Origin of the sequence: Lentzea sp. NBC_00516, from assembly GCF_036346835.1 — a bacterium.
GTDB lineage: Bacteria > Actinomycetota > Actinomycetes > Mycobacteriales > Pseudonocardiaceae > Lentzea > Lentzea sokolovensis.
Map to the genome: position 1 here is coordinate 2,463,221 of NZ_CP107840.1, position 14,629 is coordinate 2,477,849.

Annotated in this window: 14 protein-coding genes; 5 read left to right on the forward strand and 9 right to left on the reverse strand. The window is 68.7% G+C overall.

Annotated elements, in window-relative coordinates; genetic code table 11:
- Nucleotides 1-22 precede the first annotated feature (22 nt).
- Both OG205_RS11210 and OG205_RS11215 read right to left on the reverse strand, forming a co-directional pair.
- On the reverse strand, nucleotides 23-790 hold the full coding sequence (locus OG205_RS11210) for an IclR family transcriptional regulator (RefSeq protein WP_330276137.1): 768 nt from the start codon (nucleotides 788-790) through the stop codon (nucleotides 23-25).
- A 159-nt stretch (nucleotides 791-949) separates the two neighbouring features.
- Nucleotides 950-1,570 (reverse strand): TetR family transcriptional regulator, encoded by a 621-nt coding sequence (locus tag OG205_RS11215; RefSeq protein ID WP_330276138.1) that lies wholly within the window; start codon nucleotides 1,568-1,570, stop codon nucleotides 950-952.
- An 81-nt stretch (nucleotides 1,571-1,651) separates the two neighbouring features.
- Between OG205_RS11215 and OG205_RS11220 the strand changes: the two genes are divergently transcribed.
- Nucleotides 1,652-2,122 (forward strand): nitroreductase family deazaflavin-dependent oxidoreductase, encoded by a 471-nt coding sequence (locus OG205_RS11220; RefSeq protein ID WP_330276139.1) that lies wholly within the window; start codon nucleotides 1,652-1,654, stop codon nucleotides 2,120-2,122.
- An 11-nt stretch (nucleotides 2,123-2,133) separates the two neighbouring features.
- On the opposite strand, the gene OG205_RS11225 is transcribed toward OG205_RS11220, so the two are convergent.
- Entirely contained in the window at nucleotides 2,134-2,970 is an 837-nt protein-coding gene (locus OG205_RS11225; RefSeq protein ID WP_330276140.1) for an enoyl-CoA hydratase/isomerase family protein, read from the reverse strand.
- A 107-nt stretch (nucleotides 2,971-3,077) separates the two neighbouring features.
- Between OG205_RS11225 and OG205_RS11230 the strand changes: the two genes are divergently transcribed.
- Complete coding sequence (locus OG205_RS11230) at nucleotides 3,078-3,461, forward strand: winged helix-turn-helix transcriptional regulator (protein ID WP_330276141.1); 384 nt, start codon at nucleotides 3,078-3,080, stop codon at nucleotides 3,459-3,461.
- A gap of 19 nt (nucleotides 3,462-3,480) precedes the next feature.
- Here OG205_RS11230 and OG205_RS11235 read toward each other — a convergent pair whose 3' ends face one another.
- Nucleotides 3,481-3,897, reverse strand: coding sequence for a DUF6892 domain-containing protein (locus OG205_RS11235; protein WP_330276142.1), 417 nt, complete (start codon nucleotides 3,895-3,897; stop codon nucleotides 3,481-3,483).
- A 106-nt stretch (nucleotides 3,898-4,003) separates the two neighbouring features.
- Here OG205_RS11235 and OG205_RS11240 point away from each other — a divergent pair, with 106 nt between their 5' ends.
- The gene (locus OG205_RS11240; RefSeq protein WP_330276143.1) at nucleotides 4,004-4,489 is read left to right on the forward strand and encodes a DUF5980 family protein; all 486 of its coding nucleotides are present in this window, start codon (nucleotides 4,004-4,006) and stop codon (nucleotides 4,487-4,489) included.
- Between the two features lie 41 nt (nucleotides 4,490-4,530).
- Here the strand turns inward: OG205_RS11240 and OG205_RS11245 are convergent, their stop codons facing one another.
- The 3 genes from OG205_RS11245 to OG205_RS11255 form a co-directional block, all read right to left on the reverse strand.
- On the reverse strand, nucleotides 4,531-5,658 hold the full coding sequence (locus OG205_RS11245) for a Gfo/Idh/MocA family protein (protein ID WP_330276144.1): 1,128 nt from the start codon (nucleotides 5,656-5,658) through the stop codon (nucleotides 4,531-4,533).
- Nucleotides 5,628-6,338 carry a ThuA domain-containing protein gene (locus OG205_RS11250; protein WP_330276145.1) on the reverse strand — a complete coding sequence of 237 codons (711 nt, stop codon included), beginning with the start codon at nucleotides 6,336-6,338 and terminating at the stop codon, nucleotides 5,628-5,630. The genes OG205_RS11245 and OG205_RS11250 overlap by 31 nt, the downstream gene beginning before the upstream one ends.
- A gap of 244 nt (nucleotides 6,339-6,582) precedes the next feature.
- Complete coding sequence (locus tag OG205_RS11255) at nucleotides 6,583-6,828, reverse strand: hypothetical protein (protein ID WP_330276146.1); 246 nt, start codon at nucleotides 6,826-6,828, stop codon at nucleotides 6,583-6,585.
- Between the two features lie 574 nt (nucleotides 6,829-7,402).
- On the opposite strand from OG205_RS11255, the gene OG205_RS11260 reads away from it, so the two are divergent.
- Nucleotides 7,403-7,645 (forward strand): hypothetical protein, encoded by a 243-nt coding sequence (locus OG205_RS11260; RefSeq protein WP_330276147.1) that lies wholly within the window; start codon nucleotides 7,403-7,405, stop codon nucleotides 7,643-7,645.
- A 2-nt stretch (nucleotides 7,646-7,647) separates the two neighbouring features.
- A complete protein-coding gene (locus OG205_RS11265) occupies nucleotides 7,648-9,321 on the forward strand; it encodes an aKG-HExxH-type peptide beta-hydroxylase (RefSeq protein WP_330276148.1) in 1,674 nt (557 codons plus the stop codon).
- Between the two features lie 2 nt (nucleotides 9,322-9,323).
- Here OG205_RS11265 and fxsT read toward each other — a convergent pair whose 3' ends face one another.
- Both fxsT and OG205_RS11275 read right to left on the reverse strand, forming a co-directional pair.
- Nucleotides 9,324-13,601, reverse strand: coding sequence for an FxSxx-COOH system tetratricopeptide repeat protein (fxsT, locus tag OG205_RS11270; RefSeq protein ID WP_330276149.1), 4,278 nt, complete (start codon nucleotides 13,599-13,601; stop codon nucleotides 9,324-9,326).
- On the reverse strand, nucleotides 13,598-14,629 hold the full coding sequence (locus OG205_RS11275; RefSeq protein WP_330276150.1) for an AAA family ATPase: 1,032 nt from the start codon (nucleotides 14,627-14,629) through the stop codon (nucleotides 13,598-13,600). Before OG205_RS11275 ends, fxsT begins: the two co-directional genes overlap by 4 nt.

Sequence of the window (14,629 nt, forward strand, 5' to 3'; positions counted from 1 at the left end):
TTCCGGAAAATGGAAGTCGATCCTAATTCGACAGTGCGCGGGAGATCGCCTGGGCGCTGGTGCGCACGAGCGGCGCCAGTGCGTGCGAAGTGGCGCTGCCGTGCCGCACGACCAGCGACACCGCGGCGACGACCTCGCCCTGCCGGTCGCGGATCGGCGCGCCGACCGACAGGGCGTCCATCGTGACCTGGCGATCACTGATCGAGAAGCCGTTCGACCGGACGTCGGCGAGCATCCGGCGCACCTGCGCCGGATCGGTGACGGTCTTGGCGGTGTACCGGGCGATCGGTTCGCCGAGCACTTCCTCCTGCACCTCGACGGGGGCGTGCGCGAGCAGGACCAGGCCGACACCGGTGACGGTGAGCGCGAACCGGTCGCCGACGCGGGTGAGCACCGGCACCGCGCCGGAACTCGCGATCCGTTCGACGAAGACGACCTCCGTGCCCTCCCTGACGGCGAGCTGCACGTTCTCCCTGGTGATCCGGGAGAGGTCCTCGAGGAACGGCAACGCGGCCTCGCGCAGCCCCGGACCACGTGGCGCGAGCGAGCCGAGTTCCCACAACCGCAGCCCGATCCGGTACAGCCCGTCCGTGCCTCGTTCGACGGCGCCCCACGCGCAGAGCTCCTGCATCAGCCGGTGCGTGGTCGACAACGGCATGTCCGCGCGCCGGGCGAGATCACTCAACGTCAGCTCGCGGCGCTCGGCGTCGAACGCGTCGAGGAGCCGCAACGCACGGCTGATCACCGGCCCGGTGGGGCCCGCGGGCCTGCCTCTTCTCGACACGCTCATCCCGCCATCTTGCCCGGAACCGCCCAGTGGCCACTATGTCCGTTGCGGACGCACGTCACGGCTACCGGTCCGTGCCGTCCGGGCAGGACGCGTTCAGGTCCACTTCGGACAAGCTGCCGCACGGTCGCCGGGCGTGCCTGAGCCAGCGGTGTCGGGCGGTCAGTTCTCACCGGGCACGGCCGGCCGCGCGGGGTAGTCGAGACCGGCCGTCAGCAGGTCGAACGCCTGCCCGGTCAGTTCGGACTCCGGCGTCTGATGGCCGGCGGCTCGCCAGGCGACGACTGCCGTCGGCACGGCGCACAGCGCCACCGAGGCCACCAGGCACGGGCGGGGGTCCACGTCCGGGTCCACCCCCATCCGGGCACTGATCAGACGCACCACGTCGTCGAACCGGGCAGCACCCCGTTCGACGCGCGCGGCTGTCAGCGCCGGACTCACCGAGATCAGGTTCTGCAGGCTGGTGTAGCGCGCCTCGGTTTCGTAGACCCGCACCACGTCGACAGCGGCCGTCCGCATCGCGGTCAGCACCGGCATGTCACCGGGCTGCGCGGCGAACGCCTCGAGCACCGCCGTGATCTGCTCGTCCGCGAGCGACAGGGCGACGTCCTCCTTCGAGGTGAAGTACCGGAAGAACGTCCGCGACGAGACCTCCACCGCCTCCGCGATCTGATCGATGGTCGTGGCCTCGAAACCGTTGGCGCAGAACAACACATGGGCTGCGTCGATCAACGCCTCCCGCGTCCGCTCCTTCTTCCGCTCGCGCAGACCGTGCTTCTCCATGCCGGCCAGCGTACGACAAACGCGTCACGTACCGACTTTTGTCAGTTGACGACACTTGTCAGTGAGTGACAGTATTTCGGCATGCCGAAACCTCCCGTGCCGACATCGCCCTTCTGGAAGTTGCAACGACAGTTGGCGCGCTTCAACACGTTCCTGTTCCGCAAGACCGGCGGCAAGGTGGGCGGGTCGTTCTTCGGCGGTGCGCCCGTGCTCCTGCTCAACCACGTCGGCCGCAAGTCGGGCCAGTCCCGGACCAGCCCGCTGATCTACGTCGACGACTCGCCGCAGCTGGTCGTCATCGCGTCGAAGGGCGGCGTGGACGCGCATCCCGCGTGGTTCCACAACTTGATGGCGATGGCGACCACCGAGGTGGAGTTGCCCGGTGGCGAACGCCGGCAAGTCCGTCCGCGTGTCGCCGAGGGCGCGGAGCGGGCCCGCCTGTGGGAGCGGGCAGTGGCGGTCTACAAGCCTTATGCGGCCTATGCGACCTACACAGAGCGCGAGATCCCTGTGGTCGTGCTCGAATCCGCAGACGCCACCCCTGCCGAGTAGGCCTGCGGACGTCAGAGCGTGGCGGCGACGTCGCGCATGAGCGACTCGAGATCGCGCTCGCCCTCCGGTGTCTGCACGCCACGCTCCAACGCGCGCGTCATCAACTGCGCGGGCAGGCTTCCGCTCACCAGCTCGGCCCACGCGCTGTGTTCCGCCTTCAGGCCGTCGGCCAGATCCGTCGGCGGGACCAGCCGCTTCGCGGCGGCGATGAGTTCCGGCGAGAGCGCGGCGATCTTCCGCGCCACCTGGTCGACGACCGTGCCGAGTTCGGCCGCGGGCACGGCGCGGTTGATCCAGCCGTAGGCGGCGGCGGTGTCGGCGTCCACCAGGTCCGCAGTGAGCAGCAGTTCGAGAGCGCGGTGGCGCCCGACTCGTTCGCGCAGGTACTGCGTCGCGCCGCCACCCGGAACGATGCCCATCAGCACCTCGGTCTGGCCGAGGCCCGCGGTCTCCCTCGCGGCGAAGGTCAGGTCGGCCGCCGCGACGAACTCGGCGCCTCCCGCACGGGCTTTGCCGGCTAGCTCGACGATCGTGACCTGGGGCTGGTGTCGCAGCAGCTCGCCCACCCCCTGGAACAGGTTGGCGTCCGGGTTGCGGTCGGCGATCTCCTGCAGCTCGTCCATCTGCTCGAGGATGTGGATGTCGACGTGAGCGAGGAAGAAGTCCGGGTTGGCGCTGGAGAACACGATGACGCGGACGGAACGGTCGTCGCGCAACGCGCCGAGCAGCTCGTGCAGTTCGCGGATCAAGGTTCCGCCGAGAACGTTGACGGGAGGGTTGTCCAGCGTGATCCACGCGATTCCCGCGTCGATGTCGACGCCGAGTGTCGTGTATGCGTCCAGGTTCACGAGTGTCCCAAGGTTGTCGATGAGCCAGTAGGTTTGCGATGCATACCTAGCCTGGTCGACGCGCCAAGAACGATCAATAACGCACTTTCCGAGCACTAAGGATCCCCATGGACACCACCCCGGCCCCCGCCGAGGCTCCGCGGTTCAGCGCAGACTGCCCGAGCCGCCCGATCCTCGACCAGGTCGCCGACAAGTGGTCGATGATGGTGATGGAGGTCCTGGAACGACCGACGCGGTTCAACGAGATCAAGCGGCAGCTGGACGGCGTGACGCAACGGGTGCTGACCCAGACGCTGCGCAGGCTGGAACGCAACGGCCTGATTCGGCGCCGGGTGCTCGAGACCTCGCCGATCGGCGTCGAGTACTCCCTCACACCCCTGGGCGAGTCTTTCCGCGGACCGTTCATCGGCCTGCTGAACTGGACGATCGAGCACAGCGGAGAGGTCGTCGCCGCGCAACACGAGTACGACGAGCGGTCGTCAGCCCGCTGACCGGGAACCGTGCGCTGGTTCAGAGCCAGTCTGCTTCGATTCCGCGGGCACGCAGCGTTTCCAGCGTCTCCTCGTTGCCCGTGTAGAACAGCGTCATCGACTTCAGGTTGGGAAAGTGCCGCAGGTCGGCGAACTCGTCGACGTCGAACAGTCCGTCCTCGCCGTCCCAGTTCGGCGCGATCTCGAGGTAGATCTCGTTGCCGCCGTCCATCTCGATCTCGGTGATCTTCTCCGCGAGTTCCTCGGGAACCTCGAGCGCCTCGAAGTAGGCCAGAGCCTGCGGCACCGCCGCGACACTCCCGTCGTCGTAGGTGAAGCCCTGCTCGGCCGCGTACTCGCGCAAGTCGAACTTCGGCAGGAGGTCCTGGTTGTACATCAGCTCTTGAACGACGGCGAGCTTGAAGTTGGCGTCGGTGAACGGAATCGGCCGGCTCATACCCGCACCGTATACGCGGCGGTGACACCGCCACTCTCAGAGAGCTCTGAGATCCGGTCGCTAGCGTGAATCGAAGTGTGTTCGCGTCAGTTTCAGGAGGGGTTCGATGAATGTGATTTCTCGGATCGCCAGATCGGTGCTCGTCCTGGCCTCGGTGCTCCTGCTGTCCCTGGTCGGCACGTCCGTAGTCGCGTCGGCACAGACGGCATCGCAGACCCGGACGTGGCATCTGGAGCAGTTCGACAGGACCAGCCGGATGTGCGTTCAGCACGGTCCCGACGGGAGGACCCACGCCTCTTACTTCATCTTCGTGGTGAGCGGGAAGTGGACCACCGACCTCAAGTACGGGATGCGCGACCTGCCTCCCGGCTGGACCGCCACCGAGCACTACCTCCCACCGGGCTCCAACTTCCACCGCCCCGACGGCTCGATCATCGTCAACGGGTTCGTCGGCGTGCAAGGACCCACTTCAGTGCCGTTGACGACCTACCACGCACACATCTGGGTGTCGGACGGGACCGTGACCGAAACCCTCCCCACCGACATCATCGTCACCACCGAGTCCTGGGTGGACTGCATGAATCGGCCGTGAATCCCGGCGCTGGACGAGCAGGTCCACGTCAAGATCGATGGTCACTTGGGCGGCGGATCTTCAGGTGAACGGCCGAGGGACAAGTCCACGGGCGTGAGGGGCACCGGCAACGGCCGCTCTGCCGTGGTCGTCAGCTCGATCCGGCGTCCCTCGTCCGCCGCCCGGAGCAGGGCGGTCATCGTCTCGAGCACGTGCAGCGCTAGCTCACCGCCGGCGCGCGGGGGCCGCTGCACGCCGGCGGTGACGAGGTCGAGCAGGCCGATCCCCCGCCCTGCGCCCGTGTAGCCCGCGCTGGCGGGAAGGGTTCGCCATCCGGTGCCGCCGAGAGGGAAAAGACGGGTCTCGCCGTCGAAGTGGTTCGGGTCAGGGACCGCGAGTGTGCCGCTCTCGCCGTGCACCTCGATCGGCGGGGCGGTGGTGGCCACCCCGTCGAAACTGGTCGTGATGGTGGAGAGCGCGCCGTTGGCGTGTTCGAGCACGCCGGAGACGTGGGTGGCGACCTCGACCGGGATTCGATGGCCCGTCCGCGCGCCGGAACCGATGACGCGTTCGGTGCGCAGGCGACTGGCCGCACCGAGCACCGTGCGCACCGGGCCGAGCAGGTGGATCAGCGCGGTGATGTAGTACGGCCCCATGTCCAGCAATGGCCCGCCGCCCGCGGTGTAGTAGAAGTCGGGGTTGGGGTGCCAGCGTTCGTGCCCCGGCGTGACCATCACGGCCGATGCGGAGAGCGGGCGTCCGATGAGCCCGCTGTCGATCGCCGCCCGCGCGGTCTGCGTACCCGTGCCGAGAACGGTGTCCGGTGCGCAACCGATCCGGACACCGGCCGCGGCGGCCCGGTCGATGATCACTCGGCCGTCCGGGAACGTGACGGCGAGCGGTTTCTCGACGAAGACGTTCTTGCCGGCGTCGATCGCGCGGAGCGAGATGTCGGCATGGGCCGCGGGAACGGTGAGGTTGAGCACCGTGTCGACGTCCGCTCTGCCGAGCAGGCGCTCGACGCTGACTGCCTCGGCGCCAGGGAGCTCGACCGCGACCTCGGCCGAGCGGGTCGCGTCGAGGTCGGCGACCGCGGTGACGCGCACCGCGGGGTGGTTGGCGAGCGTGTCCAGGTATGCGCGGGAGATGACCCCGAGACCTACGATGCCGACGCGGTGCGGGTCGCCCAAGACATCCCCCTCGTGATGACGGCGCGTACGCTCGGATGCTCCAGCACGTCCAGGCTGTGCCCCGGCGTCGTCACCACGATCCTCCCGGCGCCCCACCGGCGCGTCCAGATCGCCGGACTGGTGACCGGCCGGTGCCACGGATGCCACGGCCGGGTCGGGTGGGTCGTGGTGGCCAGCACGTCGACCAGGTCGTCGTGCAGCACCCAGTACTGCTCGGTGACCAGTTCGAAGTCCTCGATGCCCGCGGTGATCGGATGCTCCCGACCGAGCGCGGTGATGTTCACCGTGTGCGGCAGGTAGTTGTCCTCCTGCCCGCCCTCGCGCTCGCACGGCTCCTTGCCGGGGTGCGTGACGAACTGGCCGCCCACCAGGTGCAGGTAGTCCGACGACGCGCGGAACGAATCCGCGATACCACCGTGCCAGCCGGTGAAGCCAGTCCCGGCCTCGACCGCCGCGCGCAGCCCGGCCAGTTGCCCGGCGGTGATCTGCGACATCGTCACGCACTGCACGATCAGGTCGGTGCGCGCCATCTCGGCAGCGTCGGCGTACACCTCGGTCGACTCCTCGACCCGCACGTCATAGCCGCCGTGCTCCAGGAACGGGATGAACAACTCGGTGGCCTTCACCGGCTGGTGGCCTTCCCACCCACCGCGGACCACCAGCGCCTTCGGCCGTGCCACGCTCACCCCCTGGGAACCGCTCGCCACACGTCCGGTCTCGGAACAGCTCGATCGGTACTCCGAACTGCACATTGCCGCGCTCGTCGCCGATGGTCAAGAACGGGCTCGCGGCGACGCTGAACGCAGGTTCACGCTTCCCCGGCGTTGGCCGGCCCGGTCGTGGATCGGGAACTGGAAGCCGGTCAGCCTCGTCACGCCCCGGGTCCACGGACTTGGGCCGGTCAGGTGCACCTCTGAACCGCGATCAGCGGCAGGATGCCGCAGTCGGCTTGACACGCGGAGGTCCGTCGATCTGCCGATCTACGGTGAGGCGTTCGATCGTGACCCAGCGTTCGATGATGGAGTTCATGCGGGGCATCCAGGTACCGGACGGCACCGTGGTAATCCCTGCGGAGCGGCGGACCTCGTCGATCAACGCGAGGTATTTGGCGTCGCGGTCACGAATGAGGAACTTGATCTGCGCGACGTGTCCGGTGTCCTCCAGGTCCACGAGCAGGTTGCGGGAAAATGTGTTGGCGCTGCCGGCAAATCTGGTGTCGGTGCTCGTCTACACCCTGCTGCAGGTTCGTTCGCCGCTGCGTGCGTTCGACACCAAGCCAACGGCCCGACAACGCGTGCAGATCATGCGCTTGGTCGCCAGCCCTGTTGCCTCGGCTGGAGCTACCGGTGACATCGGACTGATCCAGGTCGAGGTACAGCTCCGCCAGAGGTCGGCGTTCGGTCATTGCAGTTCCTCCCCCTGCCACCAGGACTGGTTGTCTTCAAAGGACAGTGCGGTGCCGGGCGGCACGCCGAGGCCGCCATGGACGAGAAGCTCCACTCGGAGATCACCGGCACCGCGCCGCCGGGCGTGCTTCTGAGTGCGGGAGGCGTTGGAACAACGGGTGACACGGCCGCCTCAGAAGGGAGAACCAGGAGCGGCCCGAGCACTGCGGTGACGGGGCCTGAACAGCATCCGACCAGGCAAAACCAGCTGTCGAACGGGCGGTGCGCGGCTAGACTCCCCGCTTTCGGGTGGCCGTGCCCCGCGCTCACCGAAGATCGGCAGCGTTAGGATGAAAACTGTGAACATCCGTCCCTTGCCACTCGCCGCCGGGTCGCCGAGGACGCGCTCAGACCCCCGGGAGGCGATCTCGGTGGCGACCCGTGGGCCGGACCTGCTGTCGAGCCAGCTCGATCTCACCTCGTTCTCGCTGTCCGAGCTGCGGTTACTGCACAAGCAGGATTTGGACGCCGCGATCGTCCGCACCGTCGAACAGGCCCGCAGTGCCAAGTCGGACGACGGCATCCAGGAACAGCGAGTGTGACGGTGGGCAGTACGAGCGAGCTTCAACGGCTTCGCGTGCCGTTGCACGTCTTCGACCAGATCTGCGCGGGTCCTGTCGATGACGAGAGCATGGCGCTGCTGAGGCGGGGCCAGTACAGCATTCGCCTGCTGAGGCTCAGGACACTGCTCGAGTCGATGCGGGGACGAGGTTCCTGGTCGGACGACGGCGAGCAGGCCTGGATCGTGCTCGCCGACGCGGGGAACGCGGCGCCCGCGGTGGTCGAGGACCTGCTGATGCACCCCGCCGTGGGAGTCTGGCTGGCGCGCACCCTGCACGACGTCTGCGGCGCGCCACCCGAGCCTGCGGAAATCGTTGAGCTACACGCCATCGCGGCCGCCGCCGCCGTCCGAAGTGGACTGACCGGATCCCTCTACGTGCCCGTCGTGGACGGCACGGTCGCCTTGCCGACGGTGGGCCAGTGGAGGCTCGCCGATCACGTCGACCGGGTCGAGCTGCGGTTCGACTCGGGAGAGGTCGCGGTCGGCTCCGGCGCCTCGTTCGTCAAGGCGAAGCGCCACCACGCCAAGGCATCTGGCCGGTCGCTGGAGGTCGCGTTCGACGACGTGGACCGGCATCGGGAGTTCGCGGCGCCAGCGGCACCGAACCCGCTCGACCCGGCCGCCTTCGACGCCTGGTGCGGGCAGCTCGACCAGGCCTGGGACCTCCTGACGCGCTGGCACACGGGTTACGCCGGTGAGCTGGCGGCCGGACTGACCACGTTGATCCCGCTCGAGGCGGGAACGTCCGTGTTCGCGGCGTCGTCGACCAACGCGTTCGGTGGCGTCGCCCTGTCTCCCAAGGATTCCGCGACCGACCTGGCGGAAGCGATCGTGCACGAGGTCCAGCACTCGAAGCTCAACGCGCTGATGGATCTCCTCCCCCTGCACCAGGAGGACCACACCTGGTTCTACGCGCCGTGGCGCGACGATCCGCGGTCGCTCGGCGGGCTGCTGCACGGGATCTACGCTTTCACCAGCGTGGTGGAGTTCTGGCACGTGCAGCGTGATCTCGTGTCACCGGCGGAGTCCCGTCGTGGCCAGTTCACCTTCGCCTACCGCTGCCGCCAGATCCGTCAGGCCGTCGACGCGGTCGGGGACGCCGGCCAGCTCACCGATCTCGGCAGGCGGTTCGTGGCGGCGGCGTCCGCCCGGCTCGCGGCACTCGATCCCGCAGGAGTTCCCGCCGATCTCACGGATGCGATCACGACGCTGCTCGCCGACCACCAGGCGACCTGGCGGATCCACCACGTCCAGCCGGATGCCGGGGACGTCTCGGAGGTGGCGGACGCGTGGACGGATGCACGCCCGTCCCCCCGCACCGTGCGAGGCGAGGTCGTGCCCGGTCCGCAGGCAGCGGAATCTCCCCGAACGGCCCTGGTCAGGCGACGAGCCTTGGGCTCGGAGTCGTGTCACGGCGAGTCCGCGCACGCATTGTTCGCCCGTGGCGACCACGAGGCGGCCGCAGGCGCCTACGAACGTCTGGTCCAGGCAGACCCGCGAGATCGCGACGCATGGGTCGGGCTCGGCCTGGCGACAGGTGCACCCGCACTGCTGTCGCAGCCGGCGACGGTCCAGGCCGTGCACCTGCGACTGCTCGCGCGCGACGGCACCGCCCCGGCTCCCCGTGACCTCGCGGCCTGGCTGAGCCCGGCCTGAGTTCACTGCTCCATGGTGTCGGTGTCGCAGGTGGCCCTGACGTACCGGCCGGCCAGGACCGTCGCGGGATGCTTCTCCCCCAGCGTCCTGCGGAAGGCCGCAACGGTCCGCACGTGAAGGATCGCCGCCTCCTCCGACTCTCCCGCCTCCCGCAGGTCCAGGGCGAGGTTCAACGCGACAGCCAGGGTCGACGGGTGTTCTGACCCCAGCACCAGCGTCGACCGCCGCACCAGCTCCTCGTCGAGGCGCCTCGCCTCGACGTGCTCGCCCCCCGCGGCGAGGTCGCTGGCGAAGTTGGTCGCGGCGACCAGCGCGAACGGGTGGTCGCTGTCGAACGTGGCACGGAGTCCGTCCATCGCCAGCAGGTCGAGCTCACGCGCACGATCCAGACCGCGCCGCAACCGATGCACCGAGGCCAGGTTCACGGCCGCGATCAACGTGTACGGATGGTGCGGCCCGCGGATCTCCCGGAACAGGTCGTAACCGGCCTGGGCCGCCTCGTGCGCCCCCTGCAGGTCGCCGATGTGCCGGAGATCGACGGACAGGCTCGTCAGGGACGTCACGGTGTCGAGGTGCCGGTCACCGTGCCGGCTGCGGTACGTGGCCACGCACTCCTGGGACAGTCTCACCGCGGCCGCGTGGTCACCCAGCTTGCGCAGGATCACCGCGAGGTTGCGGGTCGCGCCGATCGTGTGCGGGTGGTCCGCTCCGAGGAGCTCCCGCTGACGAGGCAACGCCTCCTGTTGCAGGCGGCTCGCGCCGAGGTAGTCGCCGCACTCGCGAAGATCCATGGCGAGTGCGTTCATCAAGCGGTAGGTCAAAAGGTGATCACTCCCCAGCACCACGGTGATGCGCCGCAACGTCTCCTCGTCGAGATCCCTCGCCGGGTAGAACCTGCCCATCAGCCGGTAGCAGCTCGCGAGGTTGGTCGCGTACCGCAGCGTGGCGGGATCGTCCTCACCGAGGATCAGCCGCGATCGGTCGTAGACGGTCTGCTGCAGCGCGAGTTCCTCCGCGAACCTGCCCTGCGAACGCCGATCCGCCGCGACGACGTCGAGCATGCCCAGCACGTTCTCGTCGTCCTCGCCGACAGCCTCGCGCAGGACCTCCAGGTTCCTCTCGTTGAGGTGCATGGCCTCGTCGATCTTGCCCAGCCTGCGCAGCGCGATCGCGTACCAACGTGTCATCTCGACCGTGTCGAGGTCGCTCTCGCCGAAGTTCTGCTGCCACACGTGCACCGCGTGCTCCGAGAAATCCAGCGCGCCACCATAATCACCACTCGCGAGCAGGTAGCGGACCAGGTTGAGCATCAGCACGCGCATCCACTGGTCCTCGCATTCCACCGCTCGCGACATGGTCGCGTGCGGCAGCAGTTCGGAGTAGCTCCACCAGTTCGTCGAGTCCTCGGCGTCACCAGGATCCCCTTTGGCCAGCAGCAGGTGCACCGCGTGCCGCAGGTTGTTCTGTTCAGCCGGGTTCACCCGGTTCTTCAGCACCGACTGCACGAGTCTGTGCAGTTGCACCGTGTTGTTCCGGTGATCGATCTTGGCGAGGCTGTACCGGCTGATCTCCCGCACGGCCCGATTGAGCTTGATCGGGTTCGCGAAGGCCTCGGCCAGCGCGTCGGGCACAGGTGCGCCACGCACACCGCTGAACAATCGCCTCGAAATGGGCTCTGGGCCGAAGAAGGCGCAGAGCTGGAGCAGCTGCAGAGCTGCGGGATGTTCCTTGCGCAACCGGTCCAGCGGAACGTTCCACGCCGCCGCGACCTGGATCTCGTACCCGATCTGCGAGCTCTCCTCGAGGAGTTCGGTGCGGTTCTGGTCGAGCAGCTCCAGGTATTCGGCGACCTGCATGCCGGTCTGTGCCCGCCAGGCCGCCGCCTGCTCGACCGCGAGCGGCAGGTCGCCGAGCGCCTCCGCGAGGCGGTCCGCATCGGCTTCCGGGATCACCGGGTCTCTGCGTCGCAACAGTTCGATGCTCTCCGCACGGGTGAACAGGTCCACCTCGACCGGCCGCGCGACCCCTGCCCACTGGGGGTTGCGTGACGTGACGACGACATGCCCGTTCCCAGGGGGGAAGAACGGCAGCACCGTCTCGGGAAGGTCAGCGTTGTCGAACACCAGGATCCAGCCGGAATAGGGCTTCCCCGTCCGCAGCGCCTCCAGCACGGCGGGAACCGCGGTGTCGGCGGACTCGGCGGGCAGGCCCAGTCTCTTCGCCAGCTCGACGAAGCTCGACCTGATCTGCGACGGGTGCTCCGCGGGAATCCACCAGACGACGTCGTACTCGGCGTGGTGCTGGTAGATGTACTCGACCACGGTCTGCGACTTCCCGACGCCGCCCATTCCGTGCAGAGCTTCCGGCAGGACAGCGGTCGTGCCCGGTTCGAGCAGACGCCGGCGCAGCTTCTCCAGCAACTCCCGGCGGCCGACGAAATCGGGGTTTCGCAGTGGCACGGGTCCCCACACCCGCGGCTGGCCGGACGGCTCGCGATGCTGACCCGCCGACGGCGCATCAGTGGTCGTGACGGCTTCTTCGGTCGTCATCGAGGAATCTGCTGACGTCGGAGACTCGATGCCATGAACGGATTCCGCTGAAGCTGATTCCAGTTCGACCCGAGCGGCGAAAAGCCGCCTGGCCCTTCGCGCGTACGGTCCGGACAGGGCGCGCAGAACGGCTTCCTGCACGCGCAGGTAGGGCAGGTTGTCGTCGGTGAGCTCGGGATCGGGCGCCGCGTCCGGGGCGTCCAGCACGGCCCGGAAGTCACGCAGCGTCGCGTGCGTGTCGTCGGCGTGGTGGGCGAGCACCATGGCGACCCGGATGGTGTCCTCCCTCTTCACCGTGCCGAGCAGTTCGTCGCGCACGCCCTCGTGGAAGTCGTAGGAGATCTTCGGAGCGTCCGCCGGCTGGTCCGCCGGAGCGACCTGCCTGAGGAGCCCGCCGAGCATCACCTCGGCGAGGGTGGTCAGGGTCGACGCCGGCAACAGCGTCCGCTGCACGAGCATCATCAGCGGCAGGGACAACGGTGTCGCGGCGAGCAGCCCGGCGAGATCGAACGCTTCCACCGACGCGTGGGTGCGGAAGCGCAGCACGCGGTCGCGAGGCAGAAGAGGCCCTGTGCGCCCGTTCGGCGGCGTCTGCGTGGTGTCGTCGGCGAACGGGGACACCAGGGTCGCCGTGGTCTCCACCCATCCCCCGTCATCGGAGTTGAGCAGCTTCGCCCAGCCCGCCATCCAGTCCGCGGACAGCCCCAGCACCGGAACCGGAACCACGTTCTTCAGCTCCTCCGCGCCGAAGTCCGCGTCCGGCGGCACCGCTTTGATCTTCAGATGCCGGTTCGCCGCGCCGGCTCTTCTCGCGGACATCCGCACGCGACGGGTCGTCAGCCCACTCCAGTGCCACAGTCGCTGCTCGAGCACCTGGACGACCGCCACCGGCATCGTCCGGCCCCACCGGGTGAGCAGCGCCGCCGCGGCACCGTTGTGCCATGCGGCGCCGATCGCGTCGGTGAGCACCAGCACCACCCGCCTGCCGGTGGGATCGACGAGGTGGGACCAGTGCCACGCCTTGCCCGCCACACCGCCGACCTCCAGCGGCAGGTCGTCCGGCGAGGACGTGGAGCAGTCGAGCTGGTAGTGCCGCACGTCGCGAAACGCGCCCTGTCGCCGCAGCAGGCCAAGGAACTCACGCGCCGTCTGATGCCAGATGTCCATCGAGGGACCGACGTCGGTCACCAGTGCGATGTCGAACCGGCGCCAGGGTGCCGGCTGCCACTCCGGCAGCCACAGGCCGTCCTCGGCGGCACGGACCGCTGTGCCCTCCTCGTCGAGAACGGAGCGCCACGGCGACGACGTCGTGCGCATGAACGGACGCAGAGCACGTGCGATCCCTCGTGCCTCCGGCAGCGCGAGGAGCGTCGGCCAGTCGAGACGAAAGACATCGGTGCGAGCGGCGAGCGAGCTGAACCCGGTTCGGCTCACCGGTTCCGGTTCCTCCCGCACCTCCTCTGGCCGGTCTGCCTCCTCCTGCACGCTCTCCGCTGGCAACGGGTCGTCCGTGGTCTCGGCCGATGCCACCAGCTCGCCCGGTGACACCGACTCCCGCTCGTTCACCCGCGGCCTGAGCTTCCCGCTGAGCCACAAGGCGTCACGCAGTTCGTGGTAGGTCAGGTCCGCGGTGGAGATGCTGTCGTCCGCACGCCTCGCCCCGAGCGCGCCGGATGTTCCGGCCGCCGGGTCGACGGCCTGATGCCGGGCGTCCGGGCGGCGTTCGCTCATTCAAGTTCCGCCGACAGCGGGTGCCAGATGGCCTTGACCAGGTCGCTCCAGTCGACGTCACGCTGGCGGGAGCCGGAGGTGGCGAGCTGGGCCGCGAGGTGCACGGCGTTGAGCAGCTGGTCGGAGGCCAGTCCGCCGAGTTGCCCGCTGCGCTCCAGGAAATCCGTGATCAGCAGTGCCAGGTCGACACCGTCCGCCTCACCGAAGTGCGCCGCGACCATGCTCTCCAGCTGGTCGAAGTCCGGTGGATCGACGTGCAGCCTCAGGCATCGGCGCAGGAACGCGGGCGGGAACTCGCGCTCGCCGTTGCTGGTGATGATGACGATCGGGAACTCGTGGCAGCGCACGACGCCCTCCCGCACGACGGCGGAACCACCTCGGTCGGCCGTGAGCACGGGCATCTCGGGCTGTCTGGCGGCGAACCGGACGAGCTCCGGGATGTCGTACTCGCCCTCCTCGAAGACGTTGAGCAGATCGTTGGGCAGATCGATGTCGCCCTTGTCCAGCTCGTCGATCAACAACACCCTCGGCAGTTCGAACGGCAGCAGCGCGGTACCGAGCGGCCCGAGGTGGATGTAGTCACCGAGATCGGAGTCGGCGCCGATCTCCGGGGAACGGTCCGCCGCGGCTTGCACCCGCCCGATCGCGTCGTAGAGGTAGAGGCCGTCCTTGAGCACCGTGCGGCTGGTGACCGGCCAGCGCAGCACCGGCCCCAGCCCCAGCTCCCTGGACACGAGATAGGCCAGCGACGACTTGCCGGTGCCGGGATTGCCGGTCACGAGCAGAGGTCGTCGCAAGTGGATCGCCGCGTTCACCATCGCGACCTCGCGGGGATGGGGCTTTCGTCCGGCAGCGCGCAGCCCGCCGACGCGCCGGTCCCCCTCGCCTCCGTCGTCGTCCGGGCGGAAGACCACGCCGGACCCGGTGAACCGTCGCCACGGCGGCGGCTCCGGCACTTTGTTCAGCGGCGAGGAGACCACCTGTCCGGTGCCCTGGTAGACCTGCCAGCCGTTGCCATGGGTACTCAC

Bases quoted from the DNA above. Each gene is read 5' to 3' on its own strand.
- OG205_RS11240 (WP_330276143.1), top strand. From the start codon at position 4,004: ATGAATGTGATTTCTCGGATCGCCAGATCGGTGCTCGTCCTGGCCTCG.
- OG205_RS11220 (WP_330276139.1), top strand. From the start codon at position 1,652: ATGCCGAAACCTCCCGTGCCGACATCGCCCTTCTGGAAGTTGCAACGA.
- OG205_RS11235 (WP_330276142.1), bottom strand. From the start codon at position 3,897: ATGAGCCGGCCGATTCCGTTCACCGACGCCAACTTCAAGCTCGCCGTC.
- OG205_RS11230 (WP_330276141.1), top strand. From the start codon at position 3,078: ATGGACACCACCCCGGCCCCCGCCGAGGCTCCGCGGTTCAGCGCAGAC.
- fxsT (WP_330276149.1), bottom strand. From the start codon at position 13,601: ATGAGCGAACGCCGCCCGGACGCCCGGCATCAGGCCGTCGACCCGGCG.
- OG205_RS11215 (WP_330276138.1), bottom strand. From the start codon at position 1,570: ATGGAGAAGCACGGTCTGCGCGAGCGGAAGAAGGAGCGGACGCGGGAG.
- OG205_RS11210 (WP_330276137.1), bottom strand. From the start codon at position 790: ATGAGCGTGTCGAGAAGAGGCAGGCCCGCGGGCCCCACCGGGCCGGTG.